Source organism: Metabacillus halosaccharovorans, assembly GCF_002019635.1.
In the GTDB taxonomy this organism is placed as follows: Bacteria; Bacillota; Bacilli; order Bacillales; family Bacillaceae; genus Metabacillus; species Metabacillus halosaccharovorans.
This window is the reverse complement of sequence record NZ_KV917372.1, coordinates 1,345,469-1,369,736: the sequence shown is the minus strand read 5'-3', so window position 1 is coordinate 1,369,736 and position 24,268 is coordinate 1,345,469. Positions and strand designations below refer to the sequence as shown.

The following is a 24,268-nucleotide window of genomic DNA, read 5'->3' as shown; positions in this document are numbered from 1 at the left end:
TACAAAAGAGAGGTTAGTAGGAGCAATAGGAGATTAAAGGGAAAAACTTATGAGAATGATGACTCTAAAATTACAACGGAGATCGATGAGGTTTTTTGTAAATAATTAGTAAGTATAAGGAAAATAATTAAGCCATACTATTGTCCCCTCCTCATATACATAGATTTAAGGAGGTTGTACGGTGAAATCGACAATTCAATTCTTCTTTAAACTCATTTATGTACCTATACTTGTGCTGGTCTTCATCTTTTGCTTAATCGGGATCATCATCACTATGCAAGTGACGATCGATTCTTATAGTATTCAAAGAACAATCGGTTCAATGAATACTGAGCAATTATTTGCTCAATTTCTTCAGTCTGAAAATCATTATTTTTATCAAGATTCTGATAGCCAATTCATGGATGCCTCTAATATTTCAACTCTGGCTATTCAGCTTGCTACAAGTATTAAACCAACTGATGCAAGAACATTTTTAGGGAATGAATTACCGGGTATGAGGCTGTATGATACTGAAATTGCAGTTGCCGGAGAAGGAACAGATTTAACTAATATCCCATTTGAATCACCACCACCAACAGAAGTTCTCTTAAAGGAAAGAAAAGTAGCGGAAGAAAAATTGGCAGGTAGAGAATTAGAGCAAGAAGATCCTGTTACAAATGCTGAGAATAAAACTGTATTTATTTATCAAAGTCATAGTTGGGAGTCTTTTTTACCTTTATTAAAGGGGGCTACACAACCAAATGATGCAATAAGCTCTGATGAAAGAGCAAATGTGATTGGACTCGGAAGCCGATTAGCTAAAAATTTAATGAAAGAAGGAATTGGTGTAGAGCATGACAAAACAAATATGACACAGAAACTCCATAGCAAGGGATGGAGCTCTACAAAAGCATATACACTTTCAGGTGATATCGTTGATGAAGCAGCATCAACACAGGAGAATGACTTTGTGTACTATTTGGATCTACATCGTGATTCTGCTCGTAAAGAAATTACGACAAAAACGATTAATGGAGAAAGTTATGCAAGACTCTATTTTGTTGTGGGAAAAGAGAATAAAGATTATCAGGAAAATCTGGATTTTGCAAAAGAAATTCACCAAAAGTTAGAGGGGAAGTTTCCGGGTATTAGTCGAGGAGTGTTCTTAAAAACAAAAAGTGAGGGTAATGGTGTTTATAATCAAGATATATCAAATAAAGCGTTATTAGTTGAAATAGGAGGGGTAGACAATCATTTAGATGAATTAGAACGAACAATTGATGCATTTGCAGAGGTGTATGCAGAATCTATTCGCAATGAGCAAAAAGCTAAAGAAGTAAACTCACAGTAAAACAAGCCGAATTTCCACTCGGCTTGTTTAGTAATATTTAATATTTCCATCCCCAGTTGTTTTCTTCCACGTTTTTCGCATAAATAAACAAACGATGCCTATTAAGGCCACAACCAAAATACTAACAAAAAAACCGGGTCTGATAGCTTTTTCAAGTAAAGTTCCACTGATTGCTGCAAGGATCAAGACCAGTCCAAGAATGGCGAGCAGTTTGTTCCAAATTTTGAGCTCCAAAAGTTTAAAAGAAGAACACACGATAAACAACCAATTATATAAAAGCAGAATACCAGCTGCTGTTGTGATGTATTCGTAAATTTTACCAGGAAGCAATAATGCTGTAATAATAGAAGCGCTAAGCCCAATTGTCGCAAGACCTAAAGAAGGTAAAGGCAGGCTTTTGAAATTTAGTTTCTTTGAAAACACTGCTGGTGCATCTCCATCATTTGCCAGGGTGACAAGTAAATTTGTTACCCCGTACAATGCAGCCGTCATTGTAGAAAATCCGGCAATAATAATCGCTCCATTAAACACGTGAGGGAAAAATGGAAGGTTAAAACTTGCCAGTGCTGTTACAAAAGGGCTTTCCTTGTCATGAAACGCATCGATCCCTGATAAGGAGACTGCCAGTCCGAGCGACAATACATAAACCGTTGTTAAGCTGATAAGCATGAACGTTCCTGCTTTTGGAGCATCTTCTTTATTTTTTAATTGCATCGCCATAATTCCGATAACTTCTATTCCTCCGTATGCATAAAAAGCATAAATGAGAGAAGCGTAAAAACCACGAAATCCCTCAGGAAAAAGCTCATCAAGTTTTAGAGGAACTCCTGGTGGCTTCGTACCATCTCCATTGATCCAGCCAAATAGTGCGGCAAAAGCGAGGACAATGAACATAAGGATTGCAGCAAATTTCATAATGGCAAATAAATTCTCCATCTTATCAAAGCCTTTTGTTCCTGTAATCACAACTAAAATTGAAAGAATTGCATAGCCAGCGGCAAATATCCACAAAGGAACATTAGGAAACCAAAATTGTGATAAAATAGCCAAAGCTGTTAATTGACTACCCATCACTAGAATATTTGAACACCAATAATTCCATCCGCATCCAAACGCTGCCCATTTTCCAAAAGCTTTACCAGCATAATAACAAAATGACCCTTCTTGAGGATCCTGTGCTGTCATTTTGGCTAAAACATTATATACAATATAAGTGCCCAAAGCAGCTAGTAAAAAGGAAAAAACGATTGAAGGTCCGGCAATACTTACTCCAATTGCAGATCCAAGAAAATATCCCGTCCCAATCGTACATCCGATCCCAATTAAAGAAAGCTGCCACCACTGTAAATCACCTTGTGTTGATTTTTTCTTTTGTCCTGTATTACTCATCAATAAAACCTCCTCGAACTTCCCTACGCTTATTGTTGGATAGGATGAGTTTGATTATGTAAAGCAAGAGAAAAATTCGATCGTGTGGTGATCAAGATAGAGGGGAGGGGCTTCCTCAACACCTCTTAAAAGGTAACTCCCCTAAAAAGTCCCCCTTATAGGGGGACAAAAAACTATGTTTAAACGAATGAATTAAACGAAAATCCATCGATAGACGCAATTTTTCCCCTCCACCATGTTCCATTTGTATGTGCAATTTCATGTTGGTTAGTTACATATTTTGCATTCTTTAGATGAATAAAGGTAAAAGAATTTTCTTTTTCCTTTGATTCCTTTTCTGCTTCTTGTTGTTTCTGTTTTGCATACTCTTCTTTTAAATCATGAAATTTTTTTGAGATGATTTTAGACATTGTGCTATCCTCAAAGTTTTTTGATGCCTCTGTAACTCCTTCGTAGTAGGCTGTAGCACCAATTAATGTTCCAGATACAATTGAACCATTTACTGTAAGTGTTATATCTACTTCAATTCCATCTTGTTCAACTAAATCTAAAAACATTAACATGATTGCATCATTTGTACTCATTTGTGTTTGTTCTTTTGCCATAACCTAACACCTCTGATCAATAATATTGGTATAGTTATCATGCCCTTAATTTATAAGTTAAACATCAAATATTTCTTTAAAAAAGAAAGAGCGAATATTCACTCATAGTGGACAACTTTTTTCATATAATGTACAAGTCCATTAAAAGGAGAGAAGGATATTTGAGTATTAGCATTTTGGTCGGTTATATTCTTTTAGGGTTATCACTTGCTGCTCCAATTGGGCCCGTCAATTCGGCCCGTCTTGATAAAGGAATTAAAAATGGATTCTGGCATGCATGGATCGTAGGAGCAGGATCAATGATAGCAGATGCTATTTTTATGCTGTTTGTTTACTTAGGAATGGTGAATTTTTTAGATATTCCCTTTGTACAAATTTTTTTATGGTTATTTGGAGGATTTATTCTTTTATATTCAGGGTTTGAAAGTATTTTAGGTGTTAATCGCGTTAATCTTACATACAGCAGAAAAAAAGATTCACTGAGTAAATGTTTTTTTACTGGATTTATGATGTCGATAACAAGTCCTTTATCAATTTTATTTTGGCTTGGGATATATGGTTCAGTTTTGGCGAAAACAGCACATGAAAGCGGTACAAGCCAGCTTCTTATTTATAGTTGTATGATATTTGTAGGGCTTACGTTATGGGATATATTTGTTGCGGGACTGACAACAGGCTTTCGAAAACTTTTAAATGATACAAGCTTAAAAATCATATCCATTATTTCAGGATTATCTTTGTTAGGGTTTGGTGGATATTTTGGATATCAAGGCTTAAAAGCGTTATTTGGTTTTTAATGAAGACGATTATTAAATCGTCTATTTTTCTTTTTCTAGCCCAAATATCTATGGTACGATCAAAATAATCAAAAAATTCAGGAGAGTACTTATGGAGAAAATAATTGAGTTAGATCAGGTTTCATTAAAAAGAAATGGACAGTGGATATTGCAAAATATCAATTGGCACATTAACCAACATGAGAATTGGGTGTTATATGGATTGAATGGGGCTGGGAAAACGGCGCTATTAAACATGCTATGTGCTTATTATTTTCCAACACAAGGTTCTATAAAGGTATTAGATAAGGTCTTTGGCCGCGATTATTTAGCAGAAAAGCTTCGCCAAAAGATTGGTCTCGTTTCTTCTAGACTCCAACAAAAATTCTATCCTTCTGACAGTGCTTTTGAAATTGTATTAAGTGGAGCTTATGCATCGATCGGCTTATATGAAAAGCCGACTGAAGAAATAAGAGAAAAAGCAATTGGATTATTAGAGGAACTACATTGTCTTTCTTATGCTGATAGGCCATATGAAACTCTTTCCCAAGGAGAGAGACAAAGGGTACTTATTGCCCGCGCGCTAATGGCAGACCCTGAATTACTCATTCTTGATGAGCCGACTACAGGGTTGGATTTTTTAGCCCGTGAGCAGTTATTGGACGCATTAACTCACATATCAGAAAAGAGCACTGCGCCAACTCTTCTTTATGTTACACACCATGTCGAAGAAATTTTACCAATCTTTACACACACACTTTTATTAAAAAATGGTCAGGTATTTGATTCTGGTCTAACAAAAGATATGCTTTCAGATGAGAAGCTTACTGAGCTCTTTGAATGTAAAGTATCAGTTACATGGGAAAATGGAAGGGCAAGTTTAAGAAAGAAATAAATATTGCTTAAATTTGCTTTTTTCAAGCGGATATTAGATTAAGGTCATTTCATTTCACATAAGGGTACGATAAAAGATATTTTTGGTAATAGAGGGCTCTCAGGACACAGCATACATCTTTCCTTCATTTAATAAAATGGGAATATGGACCGATTAACTCCATAGTTTGGCTGGAATAGAGGTGGTTTCATGTGATATTAAAAACGTTTGAAACGAAGCAAATGCTTGAAGCCATTTTAAGTAGCATAGATGAAGCCATTCATGCCGTAAATTACGAAGGAATAACGATATTTTATAATCAGGTGGCTGCAGAACACGATGGTGTTGAGATTGATGAAGTTCTTGGATTGCATGTGTTAGATGTGTTTCCTTCATTAAGTAAACAAACAAGTACTTTATTAAAGGTTATCGAAACAGGAAGACCTATTTATCAGCAATCCCAAACCTATAAAAATAATAAAGGATTGCTAATTGATACAGTTAATACGACACTGCCGATTAAAGTTGGCGATAAAATAGTTGGAGCAATCGAGATTGCGAAGGATTTCACAAAGGTTAAGCAGCTGTCACAAAAGCTCCTTGAGCTTCAGGAAAAAGTAAATGGACAACAATCTAAGCCTGTAAAAAATACAGGTGCAAAGTACAATTGGGATGATATTATTACTGCGTCGGATGCCATGAGAGATGTCATTACTCTTGCCAAGAAAGCAGGCAATAGTTCATCACCTGTGATGATATTTGGAGAAACAGGTACCGGAAAAGAACTGCTTGTCCAATCTATCCATCAAGCATCCTCAAGACAAAATGGTCCATTCATAGCCCAAAACTGTTCATCTTTGCCAGACTCTTTACTTGAAAGCATCTTATTTGGAACAAAGAAAGGTAGTTTTACCGGATCAGTTGATCGAGCGGGATTATTTGAACTGGCTCACGGTGGAACATTATTTCTAGATGAAATTCACACAATGCCACTTGAATTTCAAACAAAGCTTTTGCGTGTATTGGAAGATGGCATCATACGTCGAGTAGGCGGAACAGACTCATATGCAGTTGATGTACGAATTATCGTGGCTATGAATGAACATCCTTCCATACTCATAGAAAAGAAAGCTTTGCGTACAGATTTATATTATCGACTAAATGTGTTTTTTCTGGAGCTTCCACCACTACGAGATCGTAAAGGGGATATAGCTTTATTAACACATCACTTTATTCAAAAATATAACTACCTCTTTAATAAACTTGTGATAGGTGTTGAAGAGCATGTACTAGATACATTAAATCAACATGATTGGCCGGGCAATGTAAGGGAACTTGAACATACCATTGAGTTTGCGATGAATATGGTCGAAAAAGAAGATTTATTAACTGTTAGACATTTACCTTCATTTATGAAAAAAGAAAAATTGATGGAGAAAGTAAGTATTCAACCTTTGAGGAAAATCGTAGAACAAACCGAAAAAAATATGATTAAACAGGCATTAAACACAACTAAAGGTAATGTACTAAAGGCGTCGATTCTTCTGGAAATTCCCAGGCAAACATTACAATATAAGATGAAGAAATACAGGCTTTTGTAAAAGGGTTTATTTGAAAGAAAGGGAGGGATCCAGAGATGGCAAAACCTTATAAGACCGTAAAATTATCAACTTCTGATTATCAACTTGAGCTCTTTCTGGATTATTTTAACAAAAGAATTAGAATTGATCATTACCGGGGAAATATGACACAAATTTTGCAGGAAATTAGTCATATTTCTAATGAAGATTTCTGTGAAAAAGTACTATTTTATTCACATCCCGAGCATTGGCGAGAATTATTAAGTCATGGATATGAACTCGAAGGAGTGATTCCTGGATATTTTAGTGGGACGCACAATTATGTTATGACTTTATATACCAAAAATGAACGAAGAACAAGTCAATACTGGGTGAAAGAAAATGAAATTCTTCAGGATATTAAAAATAAAGGGCGTAACATGAATGATAAGTTAGTACCAACTGATTATAGTTTCCGGAAAGCAGAAGTGGGTGATACCCGGCAGCTTGCTGAATTATACGGAAAGGTCTTTCAAGTTTATCCAACGCCAATGAATGATCAACAATATGTTAAAACCATGATTGAAGGTGGAACTTATTTTTACCTTGTTGAGTATCAAAATGAAATTGTTAGTGCTGCCTCTGCTGATGTAAACTCTATTTATCATAATGCTGAGCTTACAGATTGTGCAACATTAAAAGTTCACCGCAAACATGGGCTCATGAAAAAGTTGCTTATGTATTTAGAACAAGATTTGAGAAAAAATGGAATATATTATACTTACTCTTTGGCACGAGCTTTATCATTCGGGATGAATTATGCTTTTTATCAACTTGGATATCAATATCATGGAAGACTCATAAATAATTGCTATATATACGATAAGCTTGAAGATATGAATATCTGGGGGAAGGATTTATCATCTTAGCAAAAGAAGATGCCAAATTTTCTTCTTATTGCCGAAAATTCAGCAGTTGCAATCTACTAAAAGCTGCTGAAATTTTGGCGAAATATTCGATTCGAAATTCTTATTACAATCTTCGCATAATATCATAATGTCCTAATATCATTCTTTTTTTGCAGAAAATAGCTAATGGTACGAAAAAATTTAAAAAGTCACCCCTCACTTTCGTTTTTGGCATAGAATTTGCATATCTATTGTTGATAGCAAAAGTAAGGGGGAAAGAATCATGTTATATGATTTATATAAACCAAAGCGTCATTGGAAGGACATTGAGTTGTGGAAGGATGTACCGGAAGAAAAATGGAATGATTGGATTTGGCAATTAACAAATACTATTCGTACACTTGATGATTTGAAAAAAGTCATTGATCTTACTCCTGAAGAAGAAGAAGGAGTTAAAATCTCCACGAAAACGATCCCATTAAATATTACTCCATATTATGCTGCTCTTATGAACCCTACAGATACAAGATGTCCAATTCGGATGCAATCTGTCCCAATTGGCGAAGAAATTCATAAAACGAAATATGATCTAGAAGATCCTTTGGAAGAGGATGAAGATTCACCTGTAGCCGGGTTAACCCACCGTTATCCTGATCGCGTTCTTTTCCTCGTGACCAATCAATGCTCAATGTATTGCCGTTATTGTACTCGTCGAAGATTCTCAGGACAAATCGGCATGGGTGTACCAAAAAAACAATTAGATGCGGCAATTGAATATGTTAGACATACACCTGAGGTACGTGATGTTCTGCTCTCGGGCGGTGATGGCCTACTAATAAATGACAATATACTTGAATATATATTAAAAAATTTACGCGAAATTCCACATGTGGAAATCATTCGAATTGGTACGAGAGCTCCTGTAGTGTTTCCACAACGAATTACAGAAAATCTTTGCAAGATTTTAAAAAAGTATCATCCGGTGTGGCTGAATACTCATTTCAATACATCAATTGAAATTACTGAAGAATCAAAGCGTGCATGTGAAATGTTGGTTAATGCCGGTGTACCGGTTGGCAACCAGGCTGTTATTTTAGCCGGTATTAATGACAGTGTACCGATCATGAAAAAGCTTATGCATGATCTAGTGAAAATCAGAGTTCGTCCTTATTATATTTATCAATGCGATCTTTCGGAGGGAATTGGTCACTTCCGGGCACCTATTTCAAAAGGGTTGGAAATTATAGAAGGGCTGCGAGGTCACACAAGTGGATATGCTGTACCAACCTTTGTTGTCGATGCTCCTGGTGGAGGTGGAAAAATCACCTTGCAGCCAAACTATTTAATTTCACAAAGTCCAACGAAAACAGTACTACGAAATTTTGAAGGAGTCATTACAACATATCCGGAACCGGAAAATTATATCGCAGGCCGAGCTGATGATTATTTTAGAGAAATTTATTCTGGCCATGATTTAAAGCCTTCAAAAACAGGGATTACATCATTATTAAATGATGAACAATTTAATCTTGTCCCGAATTCACTTGAGCGTTATAACCGCAGACAAAGCTTTCAACAAAACCCTGCATATTCAACATTAAAAGATAAGCGTGAAAAACGCGATGAATTAAAGGAAAAGAAGTATTTGGCACAGCAAAAGAAGACAGCTCAGGATGAAACGTGAGGTGAAATCTTTACAGATGAAATGTGAATGGTGTGAAGCTGAAGGAGCCAAAGAGAAAGCATGTACGGTTTACTGGGAGTTGCCGGATGGAACAAGAGCGATTGAAATAACTAACACACCTGGTGTCTATTGTTCATTATGTGGGATGGAATATCAAACAGAGAAAACGATTGAAGAACTTGAAGACCAGCTTATGTTAATAGATACAAAGAGATTAAAACATACAATTGAATTTGATGTCTTAATGTCACAACCTAGATTACTAAAAAGGAATTACTTTAAATTTTAAGCTTGTCAGCAAGAGAGTGAGGCGATTGTATGAATCGATCTTTGTTAATCAAGCCGAGTATGAAGGAAGAGTATCCTACTGTGACACATGGTGAAGGAATCTATTTGTATGACAAAGATGGCAAGCGGTATATAGATGGATCTTCAGGAGCCGTGACAACAAGTATTGGTCATGGAGTATCTGAGATAATAGAGGCTATGCATGAGCAAGCAAACAAAGTTTCATTTGTTTATCGCTCACAATTCACATCAGAACCGGCAGAAAAGCTTGCAGTAAAATTAAATGAACTTTTGAATGCTGATGAGGATTATTGGTCCTTTTTTGTGAACAGCGGGTCGGAAGCTACAGAAACAGCGATGAAAATCGCGATTCAACACTGGCAGGAGCAAGGGTATTTAAAGAAAAATAAAATATTGTCCAGATGGGTGAGTTACCACGGAATTACACTTGGTGCTTTATCAATGTCCGGACATGTGAGTCGTCGTGAACGATTTGTATCTATACTTGAAGATTATCCCGCAGTCTCAGCACCATATTGCTATCAATGCTCATTAAAGAAAACATATCCCTCTTGTCAGCTAGCCTGTGCAAATGAAATTGAAACTGCGATAAAAAGAATTGGTCCCGGGCAGATCGCGGCATTTATTGCGGAGCCGATTATTGGGGCGGCAGGTGGTGTGATCATTCCTCCGGATGGATATTATCAGCAAGTTAAAGAAATTTGCAACAAGTATAACATCCTCTTTATTGCCGATGAAGTTATGACAGGAATAGGGCGAACAGGTGAAATGTTTGGTTTACATCATTGGGGAGTACAAGCGGATATTATCGCTTTGGGGAAGGGGATGAGTGCAGGCTATACAGCTATTGCGGCCACTTTAGCTAGTGAAAAAGTAATGAAACCAATTCTGCAAGGCTCAAACTCTGTCATGAGCGGTCATACGTATAGTGCAAATCCTCAATCTGCCGCTACAGCCTTGGCTGTTCTTCAATACATTGAAAAATATCAATTAGTTCAAAATGTGAAGGTTCAGGGAGAGTATTTGCTTCAAAAGCTACTTTTTGAATTAGGAGAGTCGAAGATTATAGGGGATATTCGTGGGATAGGTCTTATGATTGGTGTTGAATTTGTATCCGATAAGTCAACAAAACGACCATTTGATAAAAAGCTCATGATAACTAATAAGATCGTAGGAAAGGCAAGAGAAAAAGGCTTGCTCGTTTATCCATCCTCAGCCGGCCAAGAAGGTGCCCATGGTGATGCCATTATTATTTCACCACCGTTTATTATTACGAAAAGTCAAATGGATGAACTTGTTTCCATATTAAAGGAAGTAGTATTAGAGATTCAAAAAGAAGTAGGAGGTGTCGGACATGACGGAACAAACACACCAGATGAAAAGAATGAATAAAGTAGGCACCTTAGATGAAGCTTTATCCTATATTCACAGTGGCTGTTCCCTCATGTTTGGAGGCTTTGGCGGTGTTGGTAATCCCCCGACTTTAATTAATGGCATACTTCAGAAAGGTGTAAAGGACCTAACATTAATTGGAAATGATGCGGGTTTTCCTACTATTGGGATTGGAAAATTGGTTAGTCAGGGAAAAGCTAAAAAGCTAATCGTTTCTCATATTGGTTCAAATCCTATTGCAGGTCAGCTCATGATGGAAGGGAAAATGGAAGTGGAGTTTTCGCCACAGGGAACACTCGCCGAGAGGATTCGTGCAGGAGGAGTTGGTCTAGTAGGGATTTTAACAGACATAGGGCTTGATAGTATGATCGAAACAGGAAAGCAAAAAATCTTAGTCGATGGAAAGGAATTTTTAGTAGAAACTGCACTAACTGCCGATATTTCTATTGTTTATGCAAAAAAAGCCGATACTTTCGGAAACGTTCTCTATGAAACGAGTGCGAGAAACACAAATCCTTTAGTAGCTATGGCGGGTCAGTATACGATTGTTGAAGCAGAAGAAATTGTCGAACGTGGTGAACTAGATCCGGAACATATTATAACCCCGGGTATTTATGTAGATATGGTGATAAATAGCCAGGGAATTGATTGGAAATGGGCCTGGGAATGATAGGGAGAGTGATGGAATTGTGAATTCACTTGATGAACGGAATCGCTTGGCAAAGAGGGCAGCTCAGGAAATTAAAGAGGGTATGATTGTCAACTTAGGGATTGGTATCCCGTCCCTTGTACCGAATCATCTATCACCGCACCTCCAAGTTATGTTTCATGCGGAAAATGGAATTCTCGGCATGGGTGGATCACCTGAAAAGGGTATGGAAAATCCAACATTATGTAATGCAGGAGGCTTTCCGGTTACCGTTGTTTCAGGAGCTTCCTATTTTGATAGTTCAACAGCTTTTGGCATGATTCGGTCAGGATATTTAGATATTACGATTTTAGGAGGACTTGAAGTTAGTCAGAAAGGAGATTTAGCTAACTGGATTGTCCCAGGAAAAAGAGTTCCAGGAATTGGTGGAGCAATGGAACTTGCGAAAAAGGCAAAGCGTGTCATTGTATTAATGAATCATTGTAATAAAAAAGGTGAATCGAAAATTGTGAAAGAATGTACTTTACCATTAACTGCTAAAGAGTGTGTCAGCTTAATCATTACAGAAATGGGAGTAATGGAAGTAACAGAACAAGGGTTACGATTAACAGAAGTCATGGCGCCATTTACAGTTCATGATGTGATGTCAAAAACAAATGCACCTCTGCAAATCTCAGACGAAATAAAGGTTATTGGTATATAAAAGAGATGAGGGATGAAGGGTGACTGATGAAAAGCATATGCTTCGAGAACAAATTCATCATTGGCTGCAACATAACCGTGACCATGGAATAGAATTGCTGCAAAAGCTCGTTCAAGCCAACAGTACACAAGGAAATGAGCAATATGCGCAAACCATTGTCATTGAAAAACTTAGAAAGATTGGGTTAAAAGTGGAAGTGTGGGAGCCTGATGGGAAATTTCTAGCTACACATCCGTACTTTGCTTCACCCCGGAAGGATTTTAAAGGCAGTCCCAATGTTGTCGGTATATTAAAAGGCACGGGTGAGGGCCGCTCAATTATATTAAATGGTCATATTGATGTTGTGCCTGAGGGAGATAATGCACAGTGGGATCATCAACCATATAGCGGGAAAGTGATAGCAGGAAAACTTTACGGACGTGGTGCAACAGATATGAAGGGGGGGAATGTTTCTCTCCTTTTAGCCTTATCAGCCATTCGGGCTCTTGGAATACCTTTAAAAGGAGATGTTATATTTCAGAGTGTCATTGAAGAAGAAAGTGGAGGGGCTGGGACACTTGCTGCTATTTTAAAGGGATATAAAGCAGATGCAGCGATTATTCCGGAACCGACTAATATGAAGATTTTCCCAAAACAACAAGGGTCTATGTGGTTTCGGTTAACCGTTAAGGGAAGATCTGCACATGGGGGAACACGTTACGAGGGAGTTTGTGCAATTGAGAAAGCTATGCTTGTTGTGGAACATATAAGAGAGTTGGAGAAACGAAGAAATAAGAGAATACATGATCCTCTATATGAAAAAATTCCAATCCCAATTCCAATCAATATCGGAAAGATAGTAGGAGGTGATTGGCCATCCTCTGTTGCTGACCTTGTGAAATTAGAAGGAAGAATGGGCATTTCTCCAGATGAAACAATGAATCATGCTAAGATGGAACTAGAGACCTGGATCAAGGAGCTTAAGAATATTGATCAATGGTTTTATGATTTCCCGGTTTCACTCGAATGGTTTGGTGCACGGTGGGTACCAGGCGCGGTAGACCTTAGTCATGAAATGATCAAAACATTATCAGCTAGTTACTCTGAAGTAATAGGGAAAGAGCCTGTCATTGAAGCATCACCATGGGGGACTGATGGTGGTTTGTTAACACAGGTAGGGTCAACTCCGACAATTGTCTTTGGCCCTGGTGTGACAGAAAAAGCCCATTTTCCAAATGAATATATTGAAATAGACAAAGTGTTTGAAGCAGCAGAAATTATTGCATTAACGGTTGTTGACTGGTGCGGAGTAGAGCGTTAGTAAAAAACATTTGATAGAGGCGGACTGTACAGTGTCGGTCTCTTGAATTTTTAATAAACATGAAACTTGTTGAATTCGACTCTTCTTGTCAATCCTCAATAATGAACTACACTAATTTGTCAAAATTATCCTGTGGAATCACCTCCTTTTCCCTCTGGTGAAAGGTATAATTATAAGTAAAGGAGGGTGTATCTGATGAGTATAATATCCAAAAGAAATTTGATCATATTTAGTTTTCTATTGTTTTTCATTATTGCCTCCAATACACTTCTTTACCGTGTACCCATTGCGCAACCGCTTCCTGATGGGATTGCTTTGGCAACTTTATTTGATTGTATGATTATTATTCCTCTTATAACATATCTATTCATTCTTAGAAAGCGCTACTCTTTAAAATATATACTTCCAGTTGCATTAGCAGGTTATGGTGTAGCACTCCTCATTGTCCCAAATGGTTTATTGTCATCATATTCATTTATCAAATATATTCTCTTTGCAGGAGAGGGGGCATTCATCCTTCTTGAGTTGTTTGTTGTCTATAAAATTGTGACCAAATTTCCTTCTATCATTAAGGGCTTAAAACTAGATAAATCGACAGAAATTCCTGCATTTTCATATAGATTTGAAATCGAGTTGAAAAGAAAATTAAAGCCATCTCGTTTTTTAGATGTCATTACATCTGAGTTAACAATGTTTTATTATAGCTTCATTACCTGGAATAAAAAGGGGCTTCCGAATGCTAATGATTCAAACGTGTTTACCTATCATAAAAAAACGAGTAATATTGCTTTCTCAGTCATGCTTATTCATGCTTTAATACTTGAATCGGTAGGGTTTCATTTTTTGCTGCATTCTTGGAATGAGATGATAAGCTACGTTTTGCTTGTGATGAATCTTTACACGCTTGTATATTTGATTGCTGATATTCAAGCTATTCGACTTAGTCCGTTTATACTAACAAAAAATCTCCTTTATATACAGGTTGGAATTAAAGCGAAGTTGGTCGTACCGTTTGAAGAGATAAAAGAGATTTGCTATTACAAAGGTCCTGAGAAATTGTCGAAGGAAGAAAGTAAACAAGTATTTGATGCAGTATTAGCAGATTTTATGAAAGAAAAACCTATTTTTGAAATTGAATTTTATCACCCTCAAGAAGTAGGCTTTATGTACGGTTTTAAGAAAAAAGTAACAAAAGTTCATCTTTCACCGGACGAACCGGAAAGGTTTTATGAAATGCTAGTAACGAGAATGGGGGATTTTGGATAAAACAAAGGAGCTGTCTATAAAAGGGGAATAGAAAATGTTTCTAATCCCTTTTGTCAACAGCTCCATCTAAGGACATTCCCTTTAGCATAAGTATATTAACTAGCTGTTATTTTCGCTTTTTCGTATAAGGTAATCTGCTCTATAGGACGAAGCAGATGTTCATGCAGTATTACTGTTTTAGAAGAATAAGCAATATGTTCTTCACAAGTCTGAACGAAATCCTGATAAAAGGCGAGAAAGCATCGTGCGTGATGAATATTACTCTCTGAAAAAATGCCGGAGCGGTTGAAGATCAAATTTTTATACTTTAATGCAGTTCGTCTAATTGGTTTAAGCAGTTTTTTTATATCACGCAAACGATAAGTATGGCGAAGTTGCTCAGTTAATTGTTTGGCATCATTGTGTAGTTGGTATTGTATTTTATCATTAACATTTTTGATAGTAACAGGCATTGTATCTTCTAGTATAATTTTTTGAACCATAATCAGATCAGACTGAATAGGTTCATTCATAAAGGTTTGAAAGATACGGAAAGTATTAAAAGCATCATACATTGGATTATGCATGTCACCTATAAATTCTAAATCATAAAGGTTTAGAGCATCTTCAACTGATACTGGATTTTTGGTAACCCGATTTGTGAATACCTTCTGAAAATCGGTGTACCGTTGCTCAATCTTTTTTAGCGTTCTTTCGGGGATATCATGTCTTATTGCATCCATTTTTAAGCGAAAGAGATCACTTGGAGACCATGAAAAATACTTTGTTTTCTTAATTCCGCCAATCCACTCAAGAAACTCGATAAAAACTTCGATAAAATTAGCTGCATCAGTTAAGTCATGATCATTTATTCCTGTCAGGGTCTTGCAAAAGTCAGTTAGTGGCTCGGTGCTTTGGGGACGAATAAATTGATCAAAATATGATACTTCCTCTGTCTCAAGTTCATATTTAACTGCACCTAAACGAATGGCCTCCATCGCTTCGAAAGCCATCCCTGTATCCGAGCACAACATTTCAAAGTCAAAAAAAACAAATTGCTTGATGTCCGCCATTCATATTCCCCCTCTCAACAGGTAATTATATGTGGCTTGTGAAGGAATTGGTAGATACAAATATTGTTAAATGTTTTGCAAGTTTTCCAGTAGCAACATGTCTCCTTTAATCTAAGCATAATTATAGTGTGAGAGGAGTAGATGAACGTGAAAGATGAACTTATTAATAGCTACAAATATATGAAAAGGTTATTAAAGCATTACTCTTATAGTCAACATCCTAATGACTTATATATTTCATCTCTATTAATGGAACTTGTCTCTTTAACAAGGTCAACAATCATGATATCTCAACAGGAAGTGGTTGCGAAGCGGCGTTTGCGTCATGCATTAACAGTTTTATTTAGAAGTTATGTTGCGTTCAAAAATGCCTTTAATGAATGGGCGAAAAATGCAAATGTGAATGAACCGGCAAAAAAACAAGTGATTTTTCAAAGAGTGGTATTGGCAAATTACATCGAAAAACATGTAACATTAGCAATTCAAGGTATAGAAGAATTTACTGGTAATGAGCTGTCGAGGAAGATAAATAAAAGGTGAAACTTTTATGTGAAAAGGGAAGGATTAAGCTGGGTTAATTCAATTCGAATAAAAGAAAAAAGTTGAATTCAAAGGTTGGAGTAACCAATTGAAATTCATCTTTTTTTATGGACCAAGAAGAAGTGTTTTTACATTTTATAAAATCACTTCTTCAACCGTTAGTGGATGGAGAGCGTTCGTCACATTTATATAAATAAAGACATCATATCGATTTGACATGGCGGAAGGGACATAATTTCCGTATTGCTCGTAAGCTGGGTTATAGACTACTCCAATGGCACGATGTCCTATAGGTTTTTGAAATAAATGACGGTTATGTTTAGTAAAATGAATGAATTTATCATGGGGGCCAGCTTTGTGCATAGCATCCTCCCAACTACCTGTTTGAGCGGGAGGAATGAGCATTTGTTCAGGGGCAACTCCCCACTCGTCAGCAGCGATAACTGTGCCTCTATGTGTACCAAATCCAATAATGAAGATGGTCTCAGCTCCTTTTTCCTCTCTGAGCAATTGACCCACATTGACAACCCCTTCATTGGCCATATCTGTTGCCCGCGCATCACCAACATGAGTGTTATGCTCCCATACGATTCCTTTTGCATGTGCACCATAGAATTCGTGTATTTTATTTAAGACTTCTACCATATGCCTGTCTCTCGAATATTCCATGACTCATTATCATTAACGACCATCGTTCTGTAGTAATTCTCAGCATTGGCTGTGATCATTGTATTAACTTCAAGGTTTAAACTATCTTCAGAGTCAGATATCGTCAGTTTATTTAATATGATCTCAGTTAATAGCTTGGTCACTTCGTTCAAACAGTCTTCACCATAGAAGGAAGCAGATAGACCGTATTTTTCAGGGCGACGATTAAAAGGTTCGAAACATGAAAATGCCTTTTTTGCTATTTCGATTTGTGGGGATTGAATTTTTTCTAAATAAGCGATAATCTCATCAATTGATTCCCATAATGAATAGACGTCAATACCGTAAAATCCTACCTTTTTATCATTTGGCTTGTTGCTATTGTAATCTTTTAACCAATCGATTAACTCAATCATTTCCTCATTGGCCCACATCCATGTTGGCCAGCGGTGAAAAGATGCCAAGACTTCTCTTGTGTTGGAAAAAGTGTCGTCATAACCTTTAATATAGTTATTAATTTGATGACAAGCTGGCCAATCTCCTTCTACAGCTATATACATAAACCCTTTTTCTGTAATTAGCTTTTTCGAGAGCTCTGCTCTTATCTTGTAAAATTCTGATGTACCATGTGAAGATTCACCTAGCAGAACAAGCGTTTCGTTTTTTACTTTACTAACTAAGGCATCAACACCTTCCTGCTTGTGGAAAGGGTGTGATTCTTCTTTAATAGATTGAATTAGGTTTACGCTCATTTTCATCCCTCAATTATTGTTTGTATTCTGCATTGTAGGAGTTATCACCTGAATGTACTGATAATAAGGTGTCAGCATATCCTACAAGTCGGTTGACAATTTCATCTGCAATGAAATAAACAAGCTGGTGATTCTTGCTATTATGTAATTCAGGATCATCAAAAATAATTGTTGTATTAATAAAGATGTGCTTCGTGTCATACAAGTTGTAATGAATAATTGCCTTTCCAGGTGCACCACCTGTTACTGGATCCTTATATGAGGGTAAAAAAATATACCACTCTTCAGCAGTCGGGGATCGAAAATTTTTGGTGAACGTCATTCCTTTAATTTCAAGGTCAATTTTGTGTTTAAGATTTTCGTTTATACCTTCTATAACTTTTTTGTTCGACAAACGGGCACCTCCGGAACTTAATCAGCAGGGTTTGCATCGACAGCTATTTCATAAGCATCTAAAACCATATTTGTCATTGCGGGGTCATCAATCCCGAATAGATATTGACCATCTAACTCATCCTTAACTTGCATAACGAAGGTGACAGAAATATCTTCTTTCGGTGTTAATAGGGCGAAAGTTTCAGAATTTATAACAATTAAAGCTTCTACTGAAAGCTGTTTTTCTTGTTTATATTCATCAAGAACTGTAATTAAATCGCGTTCTCTCATTTGAATCACTCCCTATAATTTTCATTGTTAGTGTTTCCTTTAATAAGGAGTTTATGTCCAAAGAGAGAGCTTTTGTTTCTATCACTATTAAAAGCTTTTTTAAAAAAAGTTAAAATAGGTCTTTTATTTTTTTGAAAAGGATGTTATTATATTTTTTGTCTTCAAGAGAAGGTAACTTGATAAATTGGTGAAAAAAAGGATTGACACTATATTTTATGATGTGATACATTATAAATCCTGTGTCATCAACTAGAAAATTGTAGTGGTTGAAATGAAATAAAAAAGTTCTTGCTTTTTTAGAAAAACTTACTATAATAAAAGTTGTCCTAAATTGTCTGGTAATGATGGCGAAGAGGTCACACCCGTTCCCATGCCGAACACGGAAGTTAAGCTCTTCAGCGCCGATGGTAGTTGGGGGATTCCCCCTGTGAGAGTAGGACGTTGCCAGGCAGACCATATTTGGTTGAAATAAGATAGTTGGCCCATTGGTCAAGCGGTTAAGACACCGCCCTTTCACGGCGGTAACACGGGTTCGAATCCCGTATGGGTCACCAGGTTATTTTATATCTTAAGTACAAGATCTGTTGTCGAAACATTTCTACTTGTACATCATACTTCGGAGGATTAGCTCAGCTGGGAGAGCACCTGCCTTACAAGCAGGGGGTCGGCGGTTCGATCCCGTCATCCTCCACCATTATTTGGAAATACACACCATGCGGGTGTGGCGGAATTGGCAGACGCGCTAGACTTAGGATCTAGTGTCCTTGTGACGTGGGGGTTCAAGTCCCTTCACCCGCATCATTAAAGTTAAGCGGAAGTAGTTCAGTGGTAGAACACCACCTTGCCAAGGTGGGGGTCGCGGGTTCGAATCCCGTCTTCCGCTCCAGTAAGTGCCGGGGTGGCGGAACTGGCAGACGCACAGGACTTAAAATCCTGCGGTAGGTGACTACCGTACCGGTTCGATTCCGGTCCTCGGCACCAAGAAATTTAGCGCCCGTAGCTCAATTGGATAGAGCGTTTGACTACGGATCAAAAGGTTAGGGGTTCGACTCCTCTCGGGCGCGCCATAGTACGGGAAGTAGCTCAGCTTGGTAGAGCACTTGGTTTGGGACCAAGGGGTCGCAGGTTCGAATCCTGTCTTCCCGACCATTTAAATTGGGGCCTTAGCTCAGCTGGGAGAGCGCCTGCTTTGCACGCAGGAGGTCAGCGGTTCGATCCCGCTAGGCTCCACCAATTTTAATTTTTCATCTAATTATGGCGGTGTAGCTCAGCTGGCTAGAGCGTACGGTTCATACCCGTGAGGTCGTGGGTTCGATTCCCTCCGCCGCTACCATTTTCACATATGAATATTGGAGGAATACCCAAGTCCGGCTGAAGGGATCGGTCTTGAAAACCGACAGGGGTGTCAAAGCCCGCAGGGGTTCGAATCCCCTTTCCTCCTCCATATGTTTTTTTATCTAATCTGCTTCATTGATTTACATCAGCGTACCGATTGGATCAATTGGGACGGTCCGTTATAGCAGTATAAAAAAGCATACGATTTCTAAGTAATTATTATTACCGCGGGGTGGAGCAGTCTGGTAGCTCGTCGGGCTCATAACCCGAAGGTCGCAGGTTCAAATCCTGTCCCCGCAACCAATTAAAGTGATAGATATAACGTCAATTAATATCTTTAAGATCAAATAAAGGTCCGGTAGTTCAGTTGGTTAGAATGCCTGCCTGTCACGCAGGAGGTCGCGGGTTCGAGTCCCGTCCGGACCGCCATTTTTATTACTACATCTTTAATAAATATTTCTTATAGCCTTAATTCAGAGTAAGAGGGTTTCAATAAGCGAGAAGGTCGAGGAAGCGACTGAATGAACACCGGAGCGTATGAAAATACGTGAGGATGTGAGTGAGGGAGCTGACGAAGAGATTCGAAGCTTAGTGGAAGCCGAAAACTATATTGGCTCGGTAGCTCAGTTGGTAGAGCACGCCCGAATAAGCTACCCTGAATATACTTCAGCGTACTCATCGAGCTGCTTCTTGAATAATCATCCTGAGATGAGTACGATATACAAATTGTTAAAGCACTAATACTTAAAAAGTATTAGATCTTAAAATAGGTACTTGAAAAGTGAATTTGCATCTTTTTTCAAATACACATTAATTATGGCTCGGTAGCTCAGTTGGTAGAGCAATGGACTGAAAATCCATGTGTCGGCGGTTCGATTCCGTCCCGAGCCACCTTTATGTGGAGGGGTAGCGAAGTGGCTAAACGCGGCGGACTGTAAATCCGCTCCTTAGGGTTCGGCAGTTCGAATCTGCCCCCCTCCACCATTTTGTTAAAATAGGGGCATAGTTTAACGGTAGAATAGAGGTCTCCAAAACCTTTGGTGTGGGTTCGATTCCTACTGCCCCTGCCAAGAAAACCATGGCGGTTGTGGCGAAGTGGTTAACGCATCGGATTGTGGTTCCGACATTCGTGGGTTCGATTCCCATCAGCCGCCCCAATTATATAGCTAATAACTAGGATACATTAGATCAGTTGATCTTTAAATTTAGATCCAAAAAAGCACTTGGTTGTCGACGATATTTCGCGTTATTTCCTGTCTGGAATAACACAAAATAACCTCTTGCGATGAGATTTCATGAAGAAGATTCGAAAGAAGCTTATTTATGAAGATTATTCAATGGGCTATAGCCAAGCGGTAAGGCATCGCACTTTGACTGCGACATGCGTTGGTTCGAATCCAGCTAGCCCAGCCATTTTGAGGCATCATAGCCAAGTGGTAAGGCCGAGGTCTGCAAAACCTCTATCCCCGGTTCAAATCCGGGTGGTGCCTCCAAAACATTTAATATGCGGGTGTAGTTTAGTGGTAAAACCTCAGCCTTCCAAGCTGATGATGAGGGTTCGATTCCCTTCACCCGCTCCATACATACATATTTCGATAAAAAAATGGGCCTATAGCTCAGCTGGTTAGAGCGCACGCCTGATAAGCGTGAGGTCGATGGTTCGAGTCCATTTAGGCCCACCATGATAGTGTTCCGCAGTAGCTCAGTGGTAGAGCTATCGGCTGTTAACCGATCGGTCGCAGGTTCGAGTCCTGCCTGCGGAGCCATTCTTATGGAAATGCAAGGAATAACAAAATATGCGCCTTTAGCTCAGCAGGATAGAGCAACGGCCTTCTAAGCCGTCGGTCAGAGGTTCGAATCCTCTAAGGCGCGTCAGTAAAAAGGTTAGTTTCAATTATGAAACTAACCTTTTTGTGTTTTTAGCAAAAATAATCTGTTGCTTCATTAAATAATTCAGTTGGCTTCATTCTTTTTTGTTGTATTTCGAAACTATATCGATTAAAATTTATCGTAATAGTCGAAATGGATGGAGGGTTAGTATGTTAGGTAATATTAGCCAGGAAATGTTGACATTGCTTACATTTATAAGCAGAAAACCAATAAAGCAAGGAGAACTATTTCTATCTCTTAGAAATGAATTAACCGATTCTAGTAGTTGTCTTTTTGAAGCAATAGAAAAAGGTTTTGTACAAAAAGATGAACAGGAAGTTCTATCGATAACACATAAAGGGTTAAAAACAGCACTAAAATTTTTTGATAAACAGCCACATTTAAGAGAGAAAATGAAGTCTAAATTTACAAAACGTAGAGGTATTATTCAGCTTGCGATTTTACAGCTATTAAAAGAAGAACCGAGACATGGCTATCAGGTAATGAAGCAACTGGAGGAGAGAAGTGGCGGCTATTATTCTCCCAGTGCAGGAACCATTTATCCTGCATTACAGGATTTGGTTGAAAAGAAACTGATTGAAGTTAAAGTAGATGAAGATAAAAAAATATATGCTTTAAATGAGGAGGGGTTAGAATTTATAAATGATTTAATAAGTGAAGAAGACGATATCTTTTGGCAGGAATGGGCAATGAGGTTGCGTTGGAAGCAGTCTGAAGAAGCTTCACTTGTTCGGGAAGAAATGGGTAAGCTTCAGCTTGAATTTCATTATGCAATGAAAAGAGTACTTTCTGAACCGGACCTTGCAAAGGATGTTCTATCTATTCTGAATAGTTGCAGGGATGAGCTTATTAATTGGTCTGATAAAAAAGGAAAAAGTAAAGGTGAGATGTAATGAAATCTATTAAAAAACTTTTACCTTATGCGACGCCATACAAGCTATTTGTTATCCTCGCTCCTTTATTAATGGCTTTAGAGGTAACAATGGACTTGTTACAGCCTCTTCTTTTACAAAAAATCATAGATTACGGAATTGCTGAGAATGATACAACATACGTTATCCAAATGGGAACGTTTATGATCATTGCGGCAATTATTGGCTTGATTGGTGGAATAGGTTGTACAATATTTAGCACTAAATCTGCCATTAATATTGCTACTGATATTCGACGAGATTTATTTTATAAGATCGAACATTTATCTAGTGAGAATCGCGACAGAATTGGTACTGGTAAACTAATTACAAATGTAACGAGTGATATTAATTCAGTTCAGCAAGCGGTTATGATGACACTTCGTGTATTTGTAAGGGGGCCTCTACTCTTTATTGGGAGTGTCATAATCGTTTTTTTTCAAGCAAGAGAGCTGTTTCCGATTTTAGTTATAATTATTCCAATTCTTCTCTTTGTCATTATCCTTCTTTCGAGAAAAGCAGGTATTTGGTTTAAACGTGTTCAAGAAGCGTTAGATCAGCTAAATTCAAAGCTTCAGGAAAGTATTGCAGGAATTAGGGTTGTAAAAGCTTTTGTACGAAAGGAATATGAAATAAATTTATTTCATAAAGTGAACGTTTCGCTAACAAATAAAACAAAAGTTGCTGAACAAATTATTACAATCCTTATGCCGGTTTTACTTTTTGTGATAAATATTGGAATGGCTATTGCTCTTCTTTTTGGAGTTTTTCCGATTGGCGGAAGCACTATACAAGTGGGTGTAATTCTGGCGTTTATTAATTATCTAAACATCATTTTAATGGCGCTCACTTCAAGTAGTATGGTTCTGATGCAGCTTATGAGAGCACTACCCTCAGCAGATCGAATTCAAGAAGTTTTAGAAATTAGTACAGACCGAGTTGAAAGTACAATTGATGAAATGCCGATTAAAGGAGATGTAGAATTTCGAAATGTATCGTTTTCATATAGTAAAAACGGTGAATATGTACTAAATTCTATCTCATTTTCTGCTAGTCACGGCGAGAAAATTGGCATTATTGGAGCAACAGGTAGTGGGAAAACAACGTTGGTTAAATTGTTTCCAAGATTATATGATGTGGATCACGGGGAGATTTTAATAGATGGACAGAATAGTAAAAACATAAGTTTAAAGCATATTCGCGGATCCATAGGGTATGTTACGCAAAAACCATTTTTATTTTCAGGAAGCATTAAATCCAACCTGACCTATGGAAAAAAGGGTGCGTCAGAAACCGAGATGCAATTGGCTAGTAAGAATGCATGTGCAGAAGAGTTTATTCAGAAGCTTGATGCCCGGTATGAACATCCTTTAACTCAAGAAGCTACTAATTTATCTGGAGGACAAAAGCAACGATTATCACTTGCCAGAGCATTTGTGCGAAAGCCGTCTATCCTTATTTTGGATGATGCCACATCTGCGGTTGATGCTCGGTCAGAAGCAATAATTCTTGATGCATTAAAATCCTCATACCCAAAGACAACAATCTTTATGGTTTCATCAAAGATTTCTTCCATTCTTGATGCAGATAAAATTCTTGTTATGGAAGAAGGATCCATAGCGGGAGTAGGAACACATGATGAATTACTGGAGTCGTGTACTGTTTATCAGGAAATCTATCAAACTCAAGTACAGACTGGAGGTGTAATGGTTGAGTAATAATAATAG

Annotated in this window: 22 protein-coding genes, 22 tRNA genes and 1 rRNA gene; 38 read left to right on the top strand and 7 right to left on the bottom strand. The window is 37.7% G+C overall.

Going from position 1 to position 24,268, the window contains the following annotated elements:
- Nucleotides 1-181: 181 nt before the first annotated feature.
- The gene (gene spoIIP / locus BK577_RS21040) at nt 182-1,333 is read left to right on the top strand and encodes a stage II sporulation protein P (protein WP_245823550.1); all 1,152 of its coding nucleotides are present in this window, start codon (nt 182-184) and stop codon (nt 1,331-1,333) included.
- 27 nt (nt 1,334-1,360) lie between these two features.
- Here the strand turns inward: spoIIP and BK577_RS21035 are convergent, their stop codons facing one another.
- Together BK577_RS21035 and gvpU are read right to left on the bottom strand one after the other, a co-directional pair.
- Nucleotides 1,361-2,722, bottom strand: a complete 1,362-nt coding sequence (locus BK577_RS21035) for an amino acid permease (RefSeq protein ID WP_078434734.1) — start codon at nt 2,720-2,722, stop codon at nt 1,361-1,363.
- Nucleotides 2,723-2,901: 179 nt separating this feature from the next.
- Nucleotides 2,902-3,327 (bottom strand): gas vesicle accessory protein GvpU, encoded by a 426-nt coding sequence (gene gvpU, locus BK577_RS21030; protein WP_078434733.1) that lies wholly within the window; start codon nt 3,325-3,327, stop codon nt 2,902-2,904.
- Between the two features lie 161 nt (nt 3,328-3,488).
- Between gvpU and BK577_RS21025 the strand changes: the two genes are divergently transcribed.
- From BK577_RS21025 to BK577_RS20975, 11 genes are all read left to right on the top strand, one after another.
- A complete protein-coding gene (locus BK577_RS21025) occupies nt 3,489-4,124 on the top strand; it encodes a LysE family translocator (protein ID WP_078434732.1) in 636 nt (211 codons plus the stop codon).
- Nucleotides 4,125-4,215: 91 nt separating this feature from the next.
- The gene (locus tag BK577_RS21020) at nt 4,216-4,998 is read left to right on the top strand and encodes an ABC transporter ATP-binding protein (protein ID WP_078434731.1); all 783 of its coding nucleotides are present in this window, start codon (nt 4,216-4,218) and stop codon (nt 4,996-4,998) included.
- 191 nt (nt 4,999-5,189) lie between these two features.
- Nucleotides 5,190-6,578: a sigma-54 interaction domain-containing protein gene (locus BK577_RS21015; protein WP_281252626.1), complete on the top strand. Its 1,389-nt coding sequence runs from the start codon at nt 5,190-5,192 to the stop codon at nt 6,576-6,578.
- 35 nt (nt 6,579-6,613) lie between these two features.
- The gene (gene ablB / locus BK577_RS21010; protein WP_078434730.1) at nt 6,614-7,465 is read left to right on the top strand and encodes a putative beta-lysine N-acetyltransferase; all 852 of its coding nucleotides are present in this window, start codon (nt 6,614-6,616) and stop codon (nt 7,463-7,465) included.
- Nucleotides 7,466-7,727: 262 nt separating this feature from the next.
- On the top strand, nt 7,728-9,128 hold the full coding sequence (kamA, locus tag BK577_RS21005; RefSeq protein WP_078434729.1) for a lysine 2,3-aminomutase: 1,401 nt from the start codon (nt 7,728-7,730) through the stop codon (nt 9,126-9,128).
- Between the two features lie 16 nt (nt 9,129-9,144).
- Nucleotides 9,145-9,417, top strand: a complete 273-nt coding sequence (locus tag BK577_RS21000; protein ID WP_078435342.1) for a YokU family protein — start codon at nt 9,145-9,147, stop codon at nt 9,415-9,417.
- Nucleotides 9,418-9,446: 29 nt separating this feature from the next.
- The gene (locus BK577_RS20995; RefSeq protein WP_078434728.1) at nt 9,447-10,829 is read left to right on the top strand and encodes an aspartate aminotransferase family protein; all 1,383 of its coding nucleotides are present in this window, start codon (nt 9,447-9,449) and stop codon (nt 10,827-10,829) included.
- The gene (locus BK577_RS20990; protein ID WP_139367401.1) at nt 10,792-11,499 is read left to right on the top strand and encodes a CoA transferase subunit A; all 708 of its coding nucleotides are present in this window, start codon (nt 10,792-10,794) and stop codon (nt 11,497-11,499) included. The genes BK577_RS20995 and BK577_RS20990 overlap by 38 nt, the downstream gene beginning before the upstream one ends.
- 19 nt (nt 11,500-11,518) lie before the next feature.
- Entirely contained in the window at nt 11,519-12,181 is a 663-nt protein-coding gene (locus tag BK577_RS20985) for a 3-oxoacid CoA-transferase subunit B (protein ID WP_078434727.1), read from the top strand.
- 37 nt (nt 12,182-12,218) lie between these two features.
- Nucleotides 12,219-13,481, top strand: coding sequence for a peptidase (locus BK577_RS20980; RefSeq protein ID WP_180321240.1), 1,263 nt, complete (start codon nt 12,219-12,221; stop codon nt 13,479-13,481).
- A gap of 195 nt (nt 13,482-13,676) precedes the next feature.
- The gene (locus BK577_RS20975; protein WP_078434725.1) at nt 13,677-14,747 is read left to right on the top strand and encodes a hypothetical protein; all 1,071 of its coding nucleotides are present in this window, start codon (nt 13,677-13,679) and stop codon (nt 14,745-14,747) included.
- A gap of 95 nt (nt 14,748-14,842) precedes the next feature.
- Here BK577_RS20975 and BK577_RS20970 read toward each other — a convergent pair whose 3' ends face one another.
- Nucleotides 14,843-15,799 (bottom strand): 3'-5' exonuclease, encoded by a 957-nt coding sequence (locus BK577_RS20970; RefSeq protein ID WP_078434724.1) that lies wholly within the window; start codon nt 15,797-15,799, stop codon nt 14,843-14,845.
- A 147-nt stretch (nt 15,800-15,946) separates the two neighbouring features.
- Here BK577_RS20970 and BK577_RS20965 point away from each other — a divergent pair, with 147 nt between their 5' ends.
- On the top strand, nt 15,947-16,339 hold the full coding sequence (locus tag BK577_RS20965; RefSeq protein WP_078434723.1) for a hypothetical protein: 393 nt from the start codon (nt 15,947-15,949) through the stop codon (nt 16,337-16,339).
- A 135-nt stretch (nt 16,340-16,474) separates the two neighbouring features.
- Here the strand turns inward: BK577_RS20965 and BK577_RS26765 are convergent, their stop codons facing one another.
- From BK577_RS26765 to BK577_RS20950, 4 genes are all read right to left on the bottom strand, one after another.
- Nucleotides 16,475-16,984, bottom strand: a complete 510-nt coding sequence (locus tag BK577_RS26765) for an erythromycin esterase family protein (protein ID WP_342743319.1) — start codon at nt 16,982-16,984, stop codon at nt 16,475-16,477.
- On the bottom strand, nt 16,978-17,739 hold the full coding sequence (locus BK577_RS26760; RefSeq protein ID WP_342743318.1) for an erythromycin esterase family protein: 762 nt from the start codon (nt 17,737-17,739) through the stop codon (nt 16,978-16,980). Before BK577_RS26760 ends, BK577_RS26765 begins: the two co-directional genes overlap by 7 nt.
- Nucleotides 17,740-17,752: 13 nt before the next feature.
- Nucleotides 17,753-18,061, bottom strand: coding sequence for a hypothetical protein (locus BK577_RS20955; protein ID WP_425435978.1), 309 nt, complete (start codon nt 18,059-18,061; stop codon nt 17,753-17,755).
- An 89-nt stretch (nt 18,062-18,150) separates the two neighbouring features.
- Nucleotides 18,151-18,405 carry a DUF1292 domain-containing protein gene (locus BK577_RS20950; protein WP_078434721.1) on the bottom strand — a complete coding sequence of 85 codons (255 nt, stop codon included), beginning with the start codon at nt 18,403-18,405 and terminating at the stop codon, nt 18,151-18,153.
- 334 nt (nt 18,406-18,739) lie between these two features.
- On the opposite strand from BK577_RS20950, the gene rrf reads away from it, so the two are divergent.
- From rrf to BK577_RS20825, 25 genes are all read left to right on the top strand, one after another.
- Nucleotides 18,740-18,855 (top strand): 5S ribosomal RNA (gene rrf / locus BK577_RS20945).
- 29 nt (nt 18,856-18,884) lie between these two features.
- Nucleotides 18,885-18,959 (top strand) — tRNA-Glu (locus BK577_RS20940).
- 64 nt (nt 18,960-19,023) lie between these two features.
- Nucleotides 19,024-19,099 (top strand) — tRNA-Val (locus tag BK577_RS20935).
- Nucleotides 19,100-19,120: 21 nt separating this feature from the next.
- Nucleotides 19,121-19,203 (top strand) — tRNA-Leu (locus BK577_RS20930).
- A gap of 13 nt (nt 19,204-19,216) precedes the next feature.
- Nucleotides 19,217-19,291 (top strand) — tRNA-Gly (locus tag BK577_RS20925).
- A 6-nt stretch (nt 19,292-19,297) separates the two neighbouring features.
- A tRNA-Leu gene (locus BK577_RS20920) sits at nt 19,298-19,386 on the top strand.
- A gap of 9 nt (nt 19,387-19,395) precedes the next feature.
- Nucleotides 19,396-19,472: transfer RNA gene (locus tag BK577_RS20915), tRNA-Arg, on the top strand.
- Between the two features lie 5 nt (nt 19,473-19,477).
- Nucleotides 19,478-19,554: transfer RNA gene (locus tag BK577_RS20910), tRNA-Pro, on the top strand.
- An 8-nt stretch (nt 19,555-19,562) separates the two neighbouring features.
- A tRNA-Ala gene (locus tag BK577_RS20905) sits at nt 19,563-19,638 on the top strand.
- A 23-nt stretch (nt 19,639-19,661) separates the two neighbouring features.
- Nucleotides 19,662-19,738 (top strand) — tRNA-Met (locus tag BK577_RS20900).
- Between the two features lie 18 nt (nt 19,739-19,756).
- Nucleotides 19,757-19,849: transfer RNA gene (locus tag BK577_RS20895), tRNA-Ser, on the top strand.
- Between the two features lie 117 nt (nt 19,850-19,966).
- Nucleotides 19,967-20,043, top strand: a tRNA-Met gene (locus tag BK577_RS20890).
- Nucleotides 20,044-20,092: 49 nt separating this feature from the next.
- Nucleotides 20,093-20,169, top strand: a tRNA-Asp gene (locus tag BK577_RS20885).
- A gap of 389 nt (nt 20,170-20,558) precedes the next feature.
- Nucleotides 20,559-20,631, top strand: a tRNA-Phe gene (locus tag BK577_RS20880).
- A 9-nt stretch (nt 20,632-20,640) separates the two neighbouring features.
- Nucleotides 20,641-20,724, top strand: a tRNA-Tyr gene (locus tag BK577_RS20875).
- Nucleotides 20,725-20,736: 12 nt separating this feature from the next.
- Nucleotides 20,737-20,810: transfer RNA gene (locus BK577_RS20870), tRNA-Trp, on the top strand.
- 11 nt (nt 20,811-20,821) lie between these two features.
- Nucleotides 20,822-20,897 (top strand) — tRNA-His (locus tag BK577_RS20865).
- A 181-nt stretch (nt 20,898-21,078) separates the two neighbouring features.
- A tRNA-Gln gene (locus BK577_RS20860) sits at nt 21,079-21,153 on the top strand.
- Between the two features lie 6 nt (nt 21,154-21,159).
- A tRNA-Cys gene (locus BK577_RS20855) sits at nt 21,160-21,233 on the top strand.
- 13 nt (nt 21,234-21,246) lie between these two features.
- Nucleotides 21,247-21,320 (top strand) — tRNA-Gly (locus BK577_RS20850).
- A gap of 25 nt (nt 21,321-21,345) precedes the next feature.
- Nucleotides 21,346-21,422, top strand: a tRNA-Ile gene (locus tag BK577_RS20845).
- A gap of 9 nt (nt 21,423-21,431) precedes the next feature.
- Nucleotides 21,432-21,506, top strand: a tRNA-Asn gene (locus tag BK577_RS20840).
- Nucleotides 21,507-21,538: 32 nt separating this feature from the next.
- Nucleotides 21,539-21,612 (top strand) — tRNA-Arg (locus BK577_RS20835).
- Nucleotides 21,613-21,779: 167 nt separating this feature from the next.
- On the top strand, nt 21,780-22,523 hold the full coding sequence (locus BK577_RS20830) for a PadR family transcriptional regulator (protein ID WP_078434720.1): 744 nt from the start codon (nt 21,780-21,782) through the stop codon (nt 22,521-22,523).
- Complete coding sequence (locus BK577_RS20825; RefSeq protein ID WP_078434719.1) at nt 22,523-24,259, top strand: ABC transporter ATP-binding protein; 1,737 nt, start codon at nt 22,523-22,525, stop codon at nt 24,257-24,259. Before BK577_RS20830 ends, BK577_RS20825 begins: the two co-directional genes overlap by 1 nt.
- The last annotated feature ends 9 nt before the right edge of the window (nt 24,260-24,268 follow it).